Origin of the sequence: Candidatus Colwellia aromaticivorans (assembly GCF_003333305.1) — a bacterium.
GTDB classification, from domain to species: Bacteria; Pseudomonadota; Gammaproteobacteria; order Enterobacterales; family Alteromonadaceae; genus Colwellia; species Colwellia aromaticivorans.
Genome location: NZ_QOLD01000050.1, coordinates 36,181 through 54,311, shown reverse-complemented (window position 1 = coordinate 54,311; position 18,131 = coordinate 36,181). Strand labels below are relative to the sequence as shown.

Here is an 18,131-nt window from a genome sequence, read left to right as displayed (position 1 = left end):
TAGATCCATTTCAATTAAAGATTAAGATAGAAAGTAAGTTGAAAGCCATTTTTAAACTTGTTTCGGTTACACCTAATGTGAGATTACGAGTATGACTTTCGGTTACCTTTTCTTTTGAGTCAATGCGGGAAATAGTCTTGCTTTTATTAAGTCTTGAGCGCCAGGTTATTATATTTAATGCATGCAGCTCAGCCAATATACTCAGTTCAATTCTTTGGTAATTATTGACTAATAATGAAAAGCGACTAGATTAAAACCTAAGGTATGTAGTATTCAGTTTCTTTATTTCTATTATTAGTAACTTTGTGTGCAGCTATCTTTGTTAATATTTGTTGAATTAATTTGCTAGCTGTCTGAGATGTTCACGGCTAAATGGAGAATATTAAAATATGCAGAAAATCTTAGTCCCAATAAATTTTTCCAATGACAATGAGCAAATAATCCAAAAATCAATGCAAATGGCAAAGGCTTTTTCTAGTTCTATTTATCTTGTTCATGTAGAACAGCCCATTAAAGATAGTAGTGGTCGAGATAATGGCGATCCAATTGTTGAAATGAACAATCATTATCCCGATGAAACAGCAAAGTTGAATGCTCTTGCTCATAGGATTCGAGATGAAGACATAGAGACACATGCCATATTTATAGAAGGTGTTCCTAGCCTGTCAATACTCGATTTAGCACAAAAAATTAGTGCTGAATTAATTGTCATGGGGACTCATGGCCATGCAATGATTACTAGTTTATTACTGGGTGGTCTTAGCCAAGCTATTATCAAGGAATCAGAGTGCCCTGTTTTGTTGGTACCAATTTGAGTGAAAATTCAGAGTGTTCTATATGTATTGAATTCAATTCTTCGATGCAGGTATCGTCCACACCAATGGCTAGCAATTGCCAATATAACCAAATTTAAGTTAACGCTCCATATCAGGAGAAATATTTTATATTTTGCAATGCTGAAAAATATTACCAACAACAAAGCCAGTAAAATTAGGGATTACAACAGGTTATTTGTGAATAAAGTAAGGGTACATAAATTGGTAAAAAAATGAACTGCGCTAGCGCAGTTTAATCCTCTATTTATGGAGTCCAAATGAAACAGAAACTTGTGATAATAGGTAATGGCATGGCCGGAATGAAATCCGTGGAAGAGCTATTGTCCTCCAGCCCTGAAAAGTTTGACATCACTGTTTTTGGTGCTGAGCCCTACGGCAACTATAACCGCATTCTGTTATCTCCAGTACTCTGTGGCGAAAAATCTATCAAAGACATTATGATTAATGACCGTCAATGGTATGAAGACAACAACATAATTTTGCATGCTGGCCCTGACAAGGCGGTGATCAGCATAGACCGCATTCGTAAGGTTGTGGTAAGTAAAGATGGCACTCAGGCTCACTATGACAGATTATTAATTTCTACCGGTTCTAAGCCTTTTATTTTGCCCATTCCAGGCAATGATCTTCAGGGGGTGATTGCCTTTCGTGATGTTTACGATGTCAATACAATGCTCGACTACAGCAAACAAAAAACACATGCTGTGGTGTTAGGAGGAGGGTTACTCGGCCTAGAAGCGGCTAATGGGTTAGCAAAAAGAGGCATGCAAGTGACTGTTGTACACAGCAATGCAATCTTGTTAAACCGTCAGTTAGACAGTACCGCAGGATATTTGTTGCAGCAAGCATTAGAACGGCGTGGGGTAAGGTTCAAAATGCCAGCAAAAACCTTATCGTTAGTTGATGATGGCAAAGGGCATGTTAAAGCGGTGCTCTTTGCTGATGACAGTGAGTTGCCCTGTGATCTCTTTGTTATGGCTATTGGTATTAGACCCAATATTGCATTGGCACAAAGTGCAGGTATTCATTGCGAGAAGGGCATCGTTGTCAGTGATACCTTACAAACCTATGATCCAAGTATTTATGCCGTTGGTGAGTGTATTCAACATCGGGGCGATACCTTTGGCTTGGTCGCACCGTTGTTTGAACAAGCAAAAGTATGTGCTAACCACTTATGTGGTCATGGGGTTGCCCAATATAAAACCCTGCCCAGCGCGACCAAACTAAAAGTTACTGGTATTAATCTATTTTCGTTGGGTGAATTTAATGGTGACGAACACTGTGAAATTATTCTTTTTAGCGATCCCAGTGCTGGCGTATATAAAAAATTGGTGATCAAAAATAAACATATTATCGGCTTGGTACTTTTTGGTGACACTAAGGATGGCGCTTGGTATCAAAGTTTGCTCGAACAACGAACTAATATTGAAGACATGCGTGAATTACTCATTTTTGGGCAAGCTTATTTTCAACCAAACTTGGCAACAGAGGTTTAAGATGACAAATCATAAACAACAAAACCTGATTGCCACAACCGTAAAAACTACTTGCTCTTACTGTGGGGTAGGCTGCGGGATCGTCGCCGAGGTCAATCGTGATACCCGTGAAGTTATTGTGATTGGAGATGACGATCACCCAGCCAATTTTGGACGTTTATGCTCTAAGGGTTCTTCATTAGGGGAAACACTGGAACTGTCTAGCCGTTTATTAGAGCCTCAGGTGTATGGCAAGCAGGTAGGTTGGAGCACTGCGCTAGATATTGTGGCTAACAAATTTAATCAGATTATTGATCAATACGGCTCTGACGCCATCGCCTTTTATGGTTCGGGTCAGTTGTTAACTGAAGATTATTACGTTGCCAATAAACTGATGAAAGGGTTTATTGGCTCAGCCAATATCGATACCAACAGCCGCCTGTGTATGTCGTCTTCAGTGGCTGGTCATAAAAGGACTTTTGGCTCAGATACAGTGCCAGCCTGTTATGACGATTATGAACAGGCCGAGCTGATTATCTTAGTTGGCTCTAATACCGCTTGGTGTCACCCCGTTTCTTTTCAACGTATTAAGGCTGCTAAGGAAAGTAATCCGAAGCTAAAGGTAGTGGTTATTGACCCTAGAAAAACCCAGACCTGTGATATCGCAGACCTTCACATTCCGGTAAAAATTGGCACCGATGTCGTATTGTTTAATGGTTTATTAAGTTATTTGTATCAGGAATATGCCCTAGATCAGGAGTTTATTCAGCAGCATACTCAGGGCTTTGAAGAAACCATTATGGCCGCACAAAATGACGCTCTGAATGTTGCCACAGTAGCCCTGAAATGTCAGGTTGCCCCCCACATTCTTGAAACGTTTTATCGCTGGTATAAAGAAACAAAAAAAACCTTGAGTTTATATAGTCAAGGGGTGAATCAATCATCTTCGGGAACTGACAAAGTCAGTGCTATTTTACATTGTCATCTGGCCACAGGACGTATTGGTAAACCTGGTTGTGGCCCATTGTCTTTAACGGGTCAACCCAATGCCATGGGCGGTCGTGAAGTCGGAGGTTTGGCACACCAACTTGCAGCACATATGGATTTTAATCCTGAAGATATTGAGCGAGTTAAACGGTTTTGGCAGAGTGATAATATGGCCGATAAACCCGGTTTGACCGCCACTGAGCTTTTTGATGCCGTGGCTGATGGAAAAATTAAAGCTATCTGGATCATGGCCACCAACCCAGTAGTGAGTATGCCAAATGCCGACAAGATTAAGCAGGCGTTGAAAAAGTGTGAGTTTGTGGTGGTATCAGATTGTGTGGCTCATACTGATACCTTAGATCTGGCTGATATTAAATTACCAGCAGCACCCTGGAGTGAAAAAGACGGCACAGTAACCAACTCGGAACGCCGTATATCCCGTCAGCGAGCACTACTGCCGTTAGCTGGCGACGCGAAACCTGATTGGTGGATAATTACCCAGGTGGCAAAAAAAATGGGCTTTACTAAGGGATTTACATACCAGTCTAGTGTTGAAATATTTCGTGAACACGCTCGCTTGTCTGGTTTTGAGAATAACAAAAAGCAGCGATTACGTGACTTTGATATTTTTCAATTGGCTAATATCAGTGAAGATGATTACCACAATCTACAGCCAATCCAGTGGCCGATTACTGCCAAGAAACCAAAAGGTACGGCACGTCTTTTTGCTAAAGGGAAATTTTTCACCCCGACGAAAAAAGCCAACTTTACGCCAATAAAATTCAAACCGCCGGTAAACTTACCTAACGAGCAATGGCCATTGGTATTAAATACCGGCCGGTTACGAGACCAATGGCATACCATGACACGCACCGCTTTGGCGCCCCGTTTGAATCAACATAAACCTGAACCCTTTGTCGAAATCACCTCAGCAGATGCACTCGATTACGGTCTAATTCACGGGGAGTTGGCTCAAATCGCAAGTACTTGGGGAAAAATGCTGGTTCGGGTAGTTATCACCGAAACGATACCTCAAGGTGTTATTTTTGTACCTATGCATTGGACAGCGCAATTTAGTAGTCAAGGTCGTATGGGAGCGTTGGTAAATCCCGTCATAGATCCTATTTCGAAACAACCGGAGAGTAAACATACGCCGGTTAATATTAAAGCTTATGATGCACAGTGGCATGGTTTCATCATTTCTCGCCATCCGCTAGTATTTGATGGCATTGATTACACGGTATTGGTTAAAGGTAACGGTTATTTTCATTACGAAGTGGCTAGCAGTAAAAAGATCCGCAATTGGCAATATCATCTGGCCAACCAACTTTCCCCTTATACCGATAAACTCGATTGGCAGACCTATCAGGATGAGAGAAAATCACTTTTCCGTTCCGCTTGTTTTTCTGCTAAAGAACTACAAGCGGTATTGATCATCAGTCCTCATAGTCACTTACCAGAGAGAGGCTGGATCGGTTCATTGTTTGATCCATTACGCACTGGGTCATTAAAGGACGATGAGCGCATGGCCTTATTAACCGGCAAACCCCCGTTGGGTACACCGGATGTAGGTAAAATAATCTGTGCTTGTTTTAACGTCGGCGAAAAGATAATTTTATCGGCAATAAAAAATAGTAAATTAACTACGCCACAAGCGGTGGGAAAATGTTGCAAAGCCGGAACCAACTGTGGTTCCTGTGTGCCAGAAATTAAAGAGTTGATCAATAGTAGTATCACTGTTACTGGTAACTAAGCACTTATTCCAATTTATTCAGCGAAAATTGAAATTGCCATATGTGATCTAATAACATCATAACAAATGTAATAATTGAACGGTGGCATAAATTACATGGAAGAAGTTTAAGTGATGAAAAAGCCAGATAAAAAAACTAAATAATATAAGCAAAAACCTGAATAACCCCATAACTAGAAAATTTAAATATTAATCTGCCAAAAGGGCAGTCAACACATGCTTTACGCTATGCTTTTGCTAGTCATTTTATGATAAAGGGTGGTAATACTTTAGTTTTACAACAAATATTAGGTCATGCAGGTATTACCGAAATTATGTTATTAATATGGCTTTGTGTTTATAAAAAGAGGATGTTGAAATACCATTGCTCAATACAAAAGTCCTTAACCTTTAAGTCACTATTATTCTGAGCTTGACAGGTTACGACGCATACGTTCGTATGTGGGTCAGGAAAAGCGCGTTTGATGAAGGCTTGGATACAGTATTATTTAACATGGTGAAAAAGTGGCTAAAGGAAGATTGGCCATTTGATAACCCCGGTTTTCCCGGAAGGGAAATCGAGTGGGATCAATGGAACTCGCTGAAAAATCAATAGTGGTTCTAACATTCGCATTGAGTCAATCGGGGCAAGCCACGCTGACTCATGTGGATGTTAGCATGCCAAAGTGTATTTGCAGTTGGCTACCTAAAGTTGGGGTGCAAGGCGGTTATCGATACAAAATTCTAATCCGAAGAGCTTTTTGACGCTAATTACCTAATGTCGTGTTTGTGGCCAGCCTGTGGCTTAAGTTGTCATAACAATAATTTCGGTGTAAAAATAGGTAGTATGATTATCATTAATAATCGTTGCGGTTAGGCAACCTAAAGCACATCGCCGAATCTATAACTCAAGTGATGTAATCGTACATCCAACAAAGGAGATTACTATGCGTAAATTTTTAATAACGACAACGGCTATGTTTGTTATGCTTTTTAGTCCAATTCAGCTTTGTTCGGTTGCAGAGTAATCGCACTAGGTACAACCGACTTTAGCAATGTCGTTAAGGGGCAGTTAAGGTACGAATATGACAGTACAGATTTACAAGGTAGGAATAATAATTAGGCATAAAAATCACCACTTTTTTTGTATGTGACTATATAGAGTGAGTCGTTGATATGGCTCAATAAACAGTATTCTTACTATTTAATCAGATCCATTTTAAGTTACAGTATAAGTGATGGCAATGGACTAGTTAAAGCGTTAAAGCTAATGCCCTCTTTTAGCGGCTGTGTTGTAGTTGAGTGTTGGTGAAAATCATTTGGTTACGTGCAGAGCCTATTACTTGTGGCCTTTACAGTAAAAAATACTTTATGAATTAATGTCGCTGCTTAAATAAAAACCAAGTGCCAAAGTAATAAAAAAGGGGCAAATAGCCCCTTTAAAAATTTACTTTGTGTAGTTTGTTAATATTAGCTAAAAAGCGACATAACGTCATCAATAGCAAGTAAAGATTTTTCACCGGTAATACGGTTTTTAACTTCTACTTGTTGCGCATCTAAGTTTCGTTCGCCGATAATCAGTAATAAAGGTGTCCCCATTAATTCGTGATCAGCAAACATAACCCCAGGGCGCTCTTTTCTATCATCAAACAGAACTTCAATACCCACTTGGTTAAACTGTTCGTATAATGCTTCAGCTGTTTCTTTTACGCGTGCTGATTTTGCCATGTTCATTGGTACAATAGCCACTTGAAAAGGCGCAATGGCTTTTGGCCATTTAATACCATATTTGTCATGGTTTTGCTCAATGGCAGCAGCAACAATACGTGATACACCGATACCATAGCAACCCATGGTTAAGGTTTGATTTTTACCGCCTTCATTTAATACTGCGCAGCCCATAGCTTCGGCATATTTTGTGCCCAATTGAAAAATATGACCGACTTCAATGCCACGTTTAATAACAATATTTCCTTGTCCACAAGGACTAGGATCACCAGCAACGACATTACGAATATCGGCAACTTGATAAGTAGAACAATCTCTTTGCCAGTTAGTACCCGTTAAGTGCTGGTCATTTTCATTAGCGCCACAAACAAAGTCACTTAACTGTGCGGCACTGCGATCGACAATAATATCAATGCTTAAACCAACAGGACCAATTGAACCAGCATTACAGTGTACGACCGCTAATATTTGTTCTTCGCTCGCAAATGTTAGTGGTGAGGCAACTTGTGATAAATGTTCTACTTTGATCTCGTTAAGCTGATGATCACCACGAAGCACTAGTGCCACGATGGGTGTTTCACCTTGCTCATTTTCAATACCACAAACAAGTAAGGTTTTAACGGTGGTTTTAATATCAACAGCTAAAAAGTTCACCAGATCATCAATAGATTTAACATTTGGGGTGGCAACTTTTGTCAGTGTTTGAGTTGGCTCTGCGCGTTCGGTTTGTGGCGCTAACGCTTCAGCTTTCTCAACATTGGCAGCAAAGTCACTGGCATCACTAAAAGCGATGTCATCTTCACCTGAATCGGCAAGCACATGAAACTCATGGCTAGCATCACCGCCAATAGAGCCAGTGTCAGCTAGAACCGGACGATAATTTAAACCTAAGCGATCGAAAATACGACAATAAGCATCAAACATTTTTTGATAGGTTTTTTCTAAGCATTCTTGCTCTAAATGAAAAGAATACGCATCTTTCATTAAAAATTCTCGGCTACGCATAATACCAAAACGAGGACGAATTTCATCACGAAATTTATTTTGAATTTGAAATAATGATAAGGGTAATTGCTTGTAACTATTTAGCTCGTTTGCAACTAACTTGGTGATTACTTCTTCATGTGTTGGGCCTAAAACGAAAGGGCGCTTATGGCGATCATTTAAACGCAATAACTCTGGACCATAATCATTCCAACGGCCTGACTCTTCCCATAAATCGGCAGGTTGAACCATTGGCATTAATATTTCGTTAGCACCTGCACGTTGCATTTCTTCACGAACAATGTTTTCTACTTTTTTCAACACACGTAAACCAGTGGGTAGCCAGGTATATAAACCTGAAGCGAGGTTACGTACAAGGCCTGCGCGTAGCATTAACTGATGGCTAATAACTTCGGCACTAGCAGGAGTTTCTTTTAAGGTAGATAGTAAATATTGACTGGTACGCATCACTAAAATTTCCGTAAAATACATGTAAGCGAGATTAGCTCGGATTTAACATGAAGACAAATAAAATTGTCGCTATTCTATCAGGGAGATTCGAGATGAAAAAGTAATAAATGATAAATTTTAACTCTTGTTATTTTCTACACAAAAACCACTATAAATAACGCAAGAATAAAACTGTCTGTAAAGGCTTTAATAGTAGCAGTAGCAAGGGATATACTTACATAATCAACGTTATCGTAACCTTATATAGTAAATTGACAAATATAATGATGAAAGAAAGAAGGAAATCTTCTTATTAAAGGCTATACCACTGAAGCTATGGAATTATAACCACCTTTATCTTGAAAATTTATTCTCATTGAATTTTCTACTCTTCATTAATCTAAATGGTATTATTAACAAGTGTTTTTTAACTATTATCGAGGAATAGATGAGTATTAATGTAATTAGAGCTGATTATAATAATGAGCAACATGGCAAAGATTTAATTATGTTATTAAATGCTTATGCACTTGATGAAATGGGTGGCTCTGAAGCGTTAAGTAGTCATGTACAAGAAAACCTTGTATCAACCATGAGCAAACGCAGTGATGTATTTACTGTACTTTGTTATGTCGATGAAAAGCCTGCGGGTATTATTAATTGCATAGAGGATTTTTCTACCTTTAGTTGTAAACCATTAATAAATATACATGACTGTGGCGTGTTGGCTAAATATAGGGGGCTTGGCCTGAGTTTAAAACTGTTTGGTGAAGTGGAAAAAATAGCAATAGAAAGAGGCTGTTGTAAATTAACCTTAGAAGTTTTACAAGGTAATAAGCTTGCTCAAAATGCTTATAAAAAACTAGGTTTTTCTGGCTATGAGCTAGATCCTAAATTGGGGCATGCACTTTTTTGGGAAAAGAAATTAAAATAGCCGGAATCAGGGGGTATAACGCCCTAAAATGAGATTGGTTTTCTTTTACTTTTTTTAGCAGCATGTTCATCTTTGGATATTGCTGCTGATTTTTTTTCAGACTTAGCAATTTTTTTCTGCTTATCAACAAAACTAGCAGTACTTCTAGTTTGAGTCGTTTGTTCTATTTTTTCTTCACTTAACTCATCTTCTAAATTTTCATTCACAATGATCTGTAACATTTCACCATTAAATTCAACGATATCATTATGATAAACTTTTTTCCGTTTTTGATACTCGACTTCACCGTTAAGTAAAACATACCCTTCACTAATAACCACTTTAGCTTCACCGCCGCCGGCGACTAAGTTAGCAATTTTTAATAATTTACATAGTTCTATAGGTTGTTGATCTAATTCTATTTCTAAATAACTTTCCGACATTATATTATTAAATTCACTTGAAAAATATTCAACGTCATTTTATCAGTAATTGGTCTATTAAAAAATAAAAAACTAAAAATAGCTTGCTCTAGTGGTACGACCAGTGTTTTAATCAGAGCTAATATCTTTAGCTGAATGGGTATATAACTGCAGCTATTTAAATCATCCAGTGGTAGGAGCAAAACATGCTTAGTTACAAGGCACCGATAACAGACATCAAATTTTTAATTGAAGATGTTTTTGATTATTATGATCACTATCAAAAATACCCAGAATTTGAAGACGCAACACCTGATTTGGTTGATACTATTTTTCAAGAGTGTGCTAAATTTTGTGAAAATGAATTACTTCCTTTATACCAAAGTGGTGATAAGGAAGGCTGCAAATGGGATAAAGGTGTTGTAACTACACCTAAAGGGTTTAAAGCTGCGTATGATCAATATGTAGCGGGTGGATGGCAAAGTTTATCTCATCCTATAGAACATGGTGGACAAGGTTTACCACCTTCGTTAGGTATGGTTAAGTCTGAAATGATGGGAACAGCAAATTGGTCATGGTCAATGTACCCTGGATTAAGCCATGGTGCTATGAATACAGTACAAACTCATGGAAGTAATGAGCAAAAAGATTTATACCTAACACGGCTAACCGAGGGGAGTTGGACAGGCACTATGTGTTTAACTGAACCTCAATGTGGTACTGATTTAGGCCAAGTAAAAACCAAAGCAGAGCCAAATGGCGATGGTACCTATAATATTACGGGGACTAAAATTTTTATCTCCGCTGGCGAGCATGACTTAACAGAGAATATTATTCATATAGTGCTCGCTAGGCTCCCTGATGCGCCAGCAGGCACTCGTGGTATTTCTTTATTTATTGTGCCTAAAATAAAAACAGATGCCCAAGGAAGTTTAGGAGAGGGTAACCATGTTACTTGTGGCTCCATTGAAGACAAAATGGGTATTAAGGCTTCTTCTACTGCGGTATTAAATTTTGATAATGCAGTTGGAGAATTAATAGGCCCTGAAAATAAAGGCTTAGAATGTATGTTCACCTTTATGAATACTGCTCGTGTAGGTACCGCTTTACAAGGAATATGCAGTGCAGAATTGGCTTATCAAAATTCATTGATTTATGCTAAAGAGCGACTATCGATGCGCGCGCTTACAGGGAAAAAATTCCCTGAGCAAGTGGCTGATCCTATCATCGTTCATCCTGATGTACGTAAAATGTTAATGACACAAAAAGCTATTTCTGAGGGCGGCCGTGCCATGATTTATTATACGGCTAAAATTGTTGATGATATTGAGATGGCGAAAACTGATGCCGATAGAAAGGTCGCTGATGACAAGCTAGGTTTTATTACGCCTATCTTAAAAGCCTTCTTAACTGAGCTTGGCTGTGAAAGTGCTAATCAGGGTTTACAAATATTTGGTGGCCATGGTTATATCAAAGAGTGGGGAATGGAGCAAATTGTTCGTGATGTGCGTATTGCTACGCTTTATGAAGGAACGACGGGTATTCAAGCATTAGATCTACTGGGTCGTAAAATTTTATTGTCACGCGGTAAATCATTAAAAGCGTTTACTAAAGAAGTCTTAGTTTTTTGTAAAGATAAAAGTATGATTTCGAGTAATGCGCATAAGCGTCAAATGAATAAATTTATTTGGCCGTTAAGTAAATCAGTCGCTAACTGGCAACAATATTCTTTACGCTTGGCATTAAAAGCGAAAAAAGATAGAGATATTGTTGGCTCTGCTTCTGTTGATTATTTGATGTATTCTGGTTATATAGTGATGGGCTATTTTTGGGCACAAATGGCGCAGACGGCTTATGAAAAATTAGCCACGGATGTAGAAAATCGTGATTTTTATCGAGCAAAAATTAAAACGGCAGAGTTTTACTTTGAACGGATGTTACCAAGAACTAAATCATTAGCTAAAACCATGATGGCAGATCCAAAAACCTTGATGCAACTTGATCAAGAATTATTATCATTTTTATAATGTTATACCAATCTCACTAACTATGTGATCATTTCTACTGGTTAAAACAGCCAACTACTTCGTTATTTATTTTAAACAAAAGTTCACAAGGTAAAACTTGTGCACTTTTTCGAGGATTATATTTTTAGAATTTTGTTAAGTTATACCAATCAGATTAATTAATGGTTCAAATTTTAATGAGGGTAAATTTTCAAGAACAAGACGCTTGATTGACCAATAGCTGGCTATTGGGATTGAAAGCAACGATGTTATTGGATATTTAGACCATTTAAAAAGATCACTTAGTTAGTCTGATTGGTATTAGATACCTTCAAGTAAACTTTTGAACTTTTTCTGTAGATAATTAGTATCATTTTTATTACTGATAAGTTCATTACTATCAAAATCATCAACCGAAATAATGGCTTTTCTGCCTTCTTCTGTCTTAATTAATAATGTGGCTTCAGTTGCTGAAATGGCATTTATGCCTAAACCCAATTTGGCTACTTTATCTAGATGATAAAAAGGTAATTTTTTATCTAATGCAATACATACTTTAGCGAAAATAGGCTCACAGGCAATAATATTTTCTAACGTTTGCTCCAATAGTCCAAAAACATTGTTGCCATCACGCGTTAAATATTGATCTTTACCAAGTCGTGTTCTTACGTCACTAGGCGTTTGTAACAACGTAGCGATTTGATGATCTAAGTTATCACTGGGTTTAGTTAACCAAGTACCTAGGGGAAAGATAATCAGCCGTAAACTGCGAGCAAGCCATTTATTGGGGAAATTATTCAATAGTGCATCAATCGCTTGTTGAATAGTAAATAATGAATCTTCAACAGCCCACTGTAATAGGGGTAAATCGTCTTGTTTCCTACCTTCATCATTAAACCGCTTTAAGCAAGCACTTGCTAGATATAAGTGGCTTAATACATCACCGAGACGTGCTGAAATTCGTTCTTTTCTTTTTAAATCGGCGCCTAATGCTAACATCGCAATATCACTGAGCATGGCTAAATTAGCACTAAAGCGTGTTAACAATTGATAATAATGTTTAGTTTCATCATTAAAAGGGCTGGATATAAAACGTGATCCAGTAAGTGAACAAGATAAACTGCGACTAATATTACTGAGACTAAAACCAATATGGCCAAATAATGCATGGTCAAAATCACTTAATGCTTGTTCTTCATCATTATTGCTTGCTGCTTGTATTTCTGCCAGTACATAAGGATGGCAGCGTATAGCGCCTTGACCATAAATAATTAAACTGCGCGTTAGTATATTCGCACCTTCCACAGTAATAGCGATAGGGGCGCCTTGATAACCTCGGGCAAGGTAATTACTCGGCCCCATGCAAATACCTTTGCCACCATGAATGTCCATGGCATCAATCATTGAGGAGCGCATTTTTTCTGTTAGATGATATTTAGCAATAGCTGATATTACCGATGGTTTTTCACCAAGATCAATTGCCCCTGTAGACATTATTGTTACTGCATCCATTAAATAAGCATTACCGCCAATTCTAGCTAAAGCTTCTTCAATACCTTCCATTTTACCTATTGGTAATTTAAATTGTTGACGTATACGGCTATAGGCACCGGTAGCTAATGCTACAGTTTTAACACCGCCAGCACTGTTTGAAGGTAATGTAATAGCACGACCAACGGATAAACATTCTACTAGCATGCGCCAACCTTGCCCGGCCATATCACTACCACCAATAATATAATCAAGGGGTACAAAAACATCTTTACCTTGTGTGGGGCCATTTTGAAAAGGGATATTTAATGGGAAGTGTCGTCTACCTATAGTGATCCCTTCCATATTGGTTGGAATAAGCGCGCAGGTTATGCCTAAATCTTTTTTATCACCAAGTAAACCATCAGGGTCTTCTAATTTAAACGCTAAACCTAACACGGTGGCGATAGGAGCAAGCGTAATATAACGTTTATCCCAAGTAAGTTTCATCCCCAATATCTCTTTACCTTCAAATTTTTGTCGGCAAATAATGCCGGTATCAGGAATTGCACTTGCATCGGATCCGGCCTCCGGACTGGTTAGGGCAAAACAAGGAATTTCCTGTCCTTTAGCAAGACGAGGCAAATAATAATCTTGCTGCGCTTTGGTGCCGTATTCTTGCAATAATTCCCCAGGACCTAATGAGTTTGGTACACCAACGGTGCTCGCTAATACGGAACTTACGCCGGTCAGTTTTTGTAATACTCTGGATTGGGCAAAAGCTGAAAACTCTAATCCGCCGTATTTCTTTTTGATAATCATGGCAAAAAATTGATTATCTTTTAGAAATTGCCAAACCTCGGGCGAAAGATCGGCAATTTCGTGCGTAGTATGCCAATCGTTTACCATGGCGCAAACTTGCTCAACTGGTCCGTCTAAGAAGGCTTTCTCTTGTGCACTAAGGCGAGGTTGAGGGTAGTTATGTAATTTTGTCCAGTCTGGATTACCGCGAAATAGCTCTGCATCAAACCAAGTAGTTCCTGCATCAATAGCTTGTTGTTCTGTTTCTGACATTGGTGGCATTATTTTTTTAAATAGGTTTAACAAGGGCATACTGATAAATTGCAGGCGAATAATGTCTATATTCAGTGGGAGGGCAATGACAGCAAATAGTAACCAAGAAACGAAACCGATAGTATTAAAGAAGGTACCAATAGCTAATAGCGTCATGCATGCAAAGGTAAAGGTTGACAGCGATGCTCTCACATAGCTCATAAACCAAGTTAATGAAAATGCTGCGATGAGCCATAGAGTAATATCCACAAAGTATCCCTTTTACCAACGAATTATACCAACTGGAGTAATAAATTAACTAATTCATTATTTCATTTGACATAGCGTTATAAAATTAAAAACTAGTTGAATTTAAACACTGTTTTAACTGTATAATCTAGTTATAGATGAAATGAATAAGATAGCCAAGCATAAGTTAGGACTATTTTATTATAATTTTTGGTTTTCTTTAGGTTTAGTTTAAGCTTTTATTTAGGGTTTAGTTATGTGTGAGCTTTTAGCGATGTCAGCTAATGTACCAACAGACATTTGTTTTAGTTTTAGTGGTTTAATGCAGCGAGGGGGAAATACAGGCCCTCATAAAGATGGTTGGGGTGTTACTTTTTACGAAGGCAAGGGATGTCGAAGTTTTAAAGATCCCAAGCCAAGTGCTCATTCACCTATTGCTGAGTTAGTTACAAAGTATCCAATGAAAAGTGAAGCGGTAGTTTGTCATATTCGCCAAGCCAATTCAGGGGGCGTTTGTTTAGAAAATACTCACCCTTTTATTCGACAAATGTGGGGAAAAAATTGGACTTATGCTCATAATGGACAATTAAAAGAATTTAGCGAAAAATTACCTATTAAATTACATTTACCGATAGGAACTACAGATAGCGAACATGCTTTTTGTTGGATTTTAGATCAGCTACATTATAAGTTCGGCGCACAGCAACCACAGGCTGAAGTTCTTTTTAAATTTATTGCTACACTGACATGGAAAATTGATGAGCTTGGCGTAGCAAATTTTATTATCACGGATGGTGAGTATTTATTTGCTTATTGCTCAAATAATTTACACTGGCTCACTAGACGTGCTCCTTTTGGTAAAGCCAGTTTGATTGATGCTGAAGTGGCAGTAGACTTTCATAAAGAAACAACAGATAAAGATATAGTGACCGTTATTGCCACTAAACCATTAACAGATGATGAAACATGGCACAAAATGGGTGCCGGTCATTGGCATTTGTTTTGTTTAGGGGAGTCAATTTCTTGCGGTGTAGAAAGTTAATTTAGTGATAACAAGATCATAAAACTTTTATTATCTTGTTTTGAAAAGTAGCTTTAAAAATTTATTTGTTATTTTTTAACTATTTTTCCTTCGATTTCTAGGCTTGAAAGTTGTGCTTCAAATTGTTCAGCTCCAGCCTTTGTTTGATAAAGTTTCACTAATAAATAATCAAGTTCAGGGGCAAACCAGGCAAAAGTAATTCGATCTTTTTCTTTTACCTCTCGTTTTAAGCGAATTGTTTTAATTAAACCATATGGTAGAATTAATTCCTCTTCACCATCATATTGATAAATATAATCTTTAATTGAACCTGAAGTGTTAATTACGGGGTAGATATAACGCGTTTGTTGGGCATTGATTATTAGATTTAAGCGATGCTGTAAGTGGTAACTAAGTTTGTCTTGTAGATTATTAGAGAAATCAACTTGATGCTCTCTTTTTCGTTCAATATCTTTTGCTTTTCCTTTTGCTGCATCATAACGCCACTCATAGCGTTTATCGCTGCCAGTGCCTTCTCTCGTATAAATATAATGTTGTGGTGATACTTTGTTATTATCTATGGTAAGTATTGATGTTTCACTGCGAGTTTGAGAAAAAATCAGCCATTCAATATGCGTTTTATAATGGTAATTGACACTGCCATTTGCTTGGTAACTTAATTCTCTCGTGGCACTGCCAATAGGATCTGATTTATGTAATACGGTATATTTTGCAGAAAATTCAGGTAATACTTGTTGGTTTTCAATTTGTTTATCGGTAGCAGCGAGACTTGAAAAGCAAGTGAGTGATAAAATCGTAAGTAACAAAGATAAGGGAAATTTCATTAGCACAAATAATCCAGTATAAAGGCAAGGAATTAACTTACCTTTATACTAACAGTTTATTCGTCGTTCGCATAACCACAAGTAGGTAATGTACAACCGTCCAAAATGGCGTGTTCATTTTGACTCTCTACTGACATACTAAGGCGTTTTTCACATAACCATTTTACCACTAAAGGATAAATTCTGTGTTCCTGTTCATGTACACGTGCAGCTAAATCATCGCTAGCATCACCTTCAAATACAGGAACTTTTGCTTGTAAAATTACTGGACCACCATCAAGTTCCTCAGTAACAAAATGTACACTTACACCATGCTCTGTATCGCCAGCATCAATAGCACGTTGATGTGTATTAAGGCCTTGATATTTGGGTAGTAATGAGGGATGAATATTGAGTAACTTACCCTGATAATACTGTACAAAAGCAGGTGACAGTATACGCATAAATCCTGCTAGAACGATAACATCGGGGAAAAACTGGTCAACTTTAGTGATTAATGCTTGATCATAACTTTCACGACTATCAAAGTCTTTATGAGATAAAGCAACGGTGGCAATATTGGCATTTTCAGCACGTGTTAAACCATAAGCATCACTTATATTCGATACAACGCCAACAACAGAGCCTGGGTAATCAGCTACTTCACTGGCATCAATAATCGCTTGTAAATTAGTGCCACTGCCTGATATTAATACAACTATTCGGCTAGACATGTATTTTCCTTTCTCTATATATTCTCTATATAAATAAAAGGAGCTAATGATAGCTCCTTTACTTGTATTTTAATTTACAGTAATGAACTTATGAAAAAACGACTTGCTCTTCACCATCAGCTTTATCATTGATTGCGCCAATGTGCCAAGCGTTCTCACCATGAGCGGTAAGTATTTCAATACTTTGTTCTACTTTATCTGCTGGTACTACGATAACCATGCCGACACCGCAGTTAAAGGTACGATACATTTCATGCTCAGTAATATTACCGTTGTCTTTTAACCAATTAAAGATTACCGGCCATTGCCAGCTATCACCATTGATCACAGCTTGTGCTGTTTCGGGTAAAACGCGTGGGATATTTTCCCAAAAGCCACCACCAGTGATATGAGATAACGCATGAACGTCAATATCTTTCAGTAACGCTAATACGGATTTAACGTAAATTTTAGTGGGTTCAAGTAAATGTTCGCTGATAGCTTTCCCATCAAGTTGCTCATTGGTATCAGTGTTGTTAACTTCTAATACTTTACGAATTAATGAAAAACCATTTGAATGAGGCCCTGAGGCACCAAGTGCAATTAATTGATCACCCGCAGCGACTTTAGTTCCATCAATTACACGTGATTTTTCGGCCACACCAACACAAAATCCTGCGATATCATAATCGCCTTTATGGTACATGCCAGGCATTTCTGCTGTTTCGCCACCAACAAGTGCACAACCGGCTTGAATACAACCTTCAGCAATACCTTCAACAACTGATGAAGCAACAGCCACATCAAGTTTTGCTGTCGCATAGTAATCTAAAAAGAATAATGGCTCAGCACCTTGCACGATAAGGTCGTTAACGCACATAGCAACTAAGTCGATACCGACTGTGTCATGTTTGGCTAAATCGATGGCTAAGCGTAATTTGGTTCCCACGCCGTCAGTACCTGCAACTAAAACTGGCTCTTTATAGCCTGTAGGTATTTGACAAACACTACCAAAACCACCTAAACCGCCCATAACTTCAGGACGAGTTGTGCGCTTTACTGCACCTTTAATGTTTTCAACAAGGGCATTACCAGCATCAATATCAACACCAGCATCTTTATAGCTTAAAGACTGTTTTTGTTCGCTCACGGGAAACCTCAAAAAATTACCGATAGAATAATACCTAAGCAAGCCTAGATTAATAAGCTCAGTTAGATTTAAAAGATGCGTATTCTACCAGTGCCTGAGCACATACTCAAAATCTTTA

Annotated in this window: 12 protein-coding genes; 6 read left to right on the top strand and 6 right to left on the bottom strand. The window is 38.1% G+C overall.

From position 1 onward, the window contains the following. Positions 1 to 389: 389 nt before the first annotated feature. The 3 genes from DWA31_RS07415 (at position 390) to DWA31_RS07405 (ending at position 5,051) form a co-directional block, all read left to right on the top strand. Positions 390 to 815 carry a universal stress protein gene (locus DWA31_RS07415; protein WP_245942536.1) on the top strand — a complete coding sequence of 142 codons (426 nt, stop codon included), beginning with the start codon at positions 390 to 392 and terminating at the stop codon, positions 813 to 815. A 278-nt stretch (positions 816 to 1,093) separates the two neighbouring features. Beyond that, positions 1,094 to 2,332: an NAD(P)/FAD-dependent oxidoreductase gene (locus tag DWA31_RS07410; RefSeq protein WP_114325966.1), complete on the top strand. Its 1,239-nt coding sequence runs from the start codon at positions 1,094 to 1,096 to the stop codon at positions 2,330 to 2,332. Position 2,333: 1 nt separating this feature from the next. After that, positions 2,334 to 5,051, top strand: coding sequence for a nitrate reductase (locus DWA31_RS07405; protein ID WP_114325965.1), 2,718 nt, complete (start codon positions 2,334 to 2,336; stop codon positions 5,049 to 5,051). A gap of 1,449 nt (positions 5,052 to 6,500) precedes the next feature. Here DWA31_RS07405 and DWA31_RS07395 read toward each other — a convergent pair. Beyond that, positions 6,501 to 8,210 (bottom strand): proline--tRNA ligase, encoded by a 1,710-nt coding sequence (locus DWA31_RS07395; protein WP_114325964.1) that lies wholly within the window; start codon positions 8,208 to 8,210, stop codon positions 6,501 to 6,503. Positions 8,211 to 8,640: 430 nt separating this feature from the next. Between DWA31_RS07395 and DWA31_RS07390 the strand changes: the two genes are divergently transcribed. Beyond that, the gene (locus DWA31_RS07390) at positions 8,641 to 9,126 is read left to right on the top strand and encodes a GNAT family N-acetyltransferase (RefSeq protein WP_114325963.1); all 486 of its coding nucleotides are present in this window, start codon (positions 8,641 to 8,643) and stop codon (positions 9,124 to 9,126) included. A gap of 23 nt (positions 9,127 to 9,149) precedes the next feature. Here the strand turns inward: DWA31_RS07390 and DWA31_RS07385 are convergent, their stop codons facing one another. Next, the gene (locus DWA31_RS07385) at positions 9,150 to 9,548 is read right to left on the bottom strand and encodes an RNA-binding S4 domain-containing protein (RefSeq protein ID WP_114325962.1); all 399 of its coding nucleotides are present in this window, start codon (positions 9,546 to 9,548) and stop codon (positions 9,150 to 9,152) included. A 185-nt stretch (positions 9,549 to 9,733) separates the two neighbouring features. Here DWA31_RS07385 and DWA31_RS07380 point away from each other — a divergent pair, with 185 nt between their 5' ends. Then, the gene (locus DWA31_RS07380; protein WP_114325961.1) at positions 9,734 to 11,554 is read left to right on the top strand and encodes an acyl-CoA dehydrogenase C-terminal domain-containing protein; all 1,821 of its coding nucleotides are present in this window, start codon (positions 9,734 to 9,736) and stop codon (positions 11,552 to 11,554) included. A gap of 300 nt (positions 11,555 to 11,854) precedes the next feature. On the opposite strand, the gene fadE is transcribed toward DWA31_RS07380, so the two are convergent. Beyond that, positions 11,855 to 14,326: an acyl-CoA dehydrogenase FadE gene (gene fadE, locus DWA31_RS07375; protein WP_114325960.1), complete on the bottom strand. Its 2,472-nt coding sequence runs from the start codon at positions 14,324 to 14,326 to the stop codon at positions 11,855 to 11,857. Positions 14,327 to 14,561: 235 nt separating this feature from the next. Here fadE and DWA31_RS07370 point away from each other — a divergent pair, with 235 nt between their 5' ends. Continuing rightward, positions 14,562 to 15,347, top strand: a complete 786-nt coding sequence (locus DWA31_RS07370; RefSeq protein ID WP_114325959.1) for a class II glutamine amidotransferase — start codon at positions 14,562 to 14,564, stop codon at positions 15,345 to 15,347. A gap of 68 nt (positions 15,348 to 15,415) precedes the next feature. Here the strand turns inward: DWA31_RS07370 and DWA31_RS07365 are convergent, their stop codons facing one another. From DWA31_RS07365 to purM, 3 genes are all read right to left on the bottom strand, one after another. After that, a complete protein-coding gene (locus tag DWA31_RS07365; protein ID WP_114325958.1) occupies positions 15,416 to 16,171 on the bottom strand; it encodes a DUF3108 domain-containing protein in 756 nt (251 codons plus the stop codon). 56 nt (positions 16,172 to 16,227) lie between these two features. Next, positions 16,228 to 16,884: a phosphoribosylglycinamide formyltransferase gene (gene purN, locus DWA31_RS07360; protein ID WP_114325957.1), complete on the bottom strand. Its 657-nt coding sequence runs from the start codon at positions 16,882 to 16,884 to the stop codon at positions 16,228 to 16,230. Positions 16,885 to 16,972: 88 nt separating this feature from the next. Next, a complete protein-coding gene (gene purM, locus DWA31_RS07355; RefSeq protein WP_114325956.1) occupies positions 16,973 to 18,013 on the bottom strand; it encodes a phosphoribosylformylglycinamidine cyclo-ligase in 1,041 nt (346 codons plus the stop codon). Between the last annotated feature and the right edge of the window lie 118 nt (positions 18,014 to 18,131).

What these genes read in the sequence shown, in the direction of transcription:
- DWA31_RS07405 (WP_114325965.1), top strand. Translation starts at nt 2,334, where the DNA reads ATGACAAATCATAAACAACAAAACCTGATTGCCACAACCGTAAAAACT.
- DWA31_RS07380 (WP_114325961.1), top strand. Translation starts at nt 9,734, where the DNA reads ATGCTTAGTTACAAGGCACCGATAACAGACATCAAATTTTTAATTGAA.
- DWA31_RS07370 (WP_114325959.1), top strand. Translation starts at nt 14,562, where the DNA reads ATGTGTGAGCTTTTAGCGATGTCAGCTAATGTACCAACAGACATTTGT.
- DWA31_RS07385 (WP_114325962.1), bottom strand. Translation starts at nt 9,548, where the DNA reads ATGTCGGAAAGTTATTTAGAAATAGAATTAGATCAACAACCTATAGAA.
- DWA31_RS07365 (WP_114325958.1), bottom strand. Translation starts at nt 16,171, where the DNA reads ATGAAATTTCCCTTATCTTTGTTACTTACGATTTTATCACTCACTTGC.
- DWA31_RS07410 (WP_114325966.1), top strand. Translation starts at nt 1,094, where the DNA reads ATGAAACAGAAACTTGTGATAATAGGTAATGGCATGGCCGGAATGAAA.
- DWA31_RS07395 (WP_114325964.1), bottom strand. Translation starts at nt 8,210, where the DNA reads ATGCGTACCAGTCAATATTTACTATCTACCTTAAAAGAAACTCCTGCT.
- DWA31_RS07390 (WP_114325963.1), top strand. Translation starts at nt 8,641, where the DNA reads ATGAGTATTAATGTAATTAGAGCTGATTATAATAATGAGCAACATGGC.
- purN (WP_114325957.1), bottom strand. Translation starts at nt 16,884, where the DNA reads ATGTCTAGCCGAATAGTTGTATTAATATCAGGCAGTGGCACTAATTTA.
- DWA31_RS07415 (WP_245942536.1), top strand. Translation starts at nt 390, where the DNA reads ATGCAGAAAATCTTAGTCCCAATAAATTTTTCCAATGACAATGAGCAA.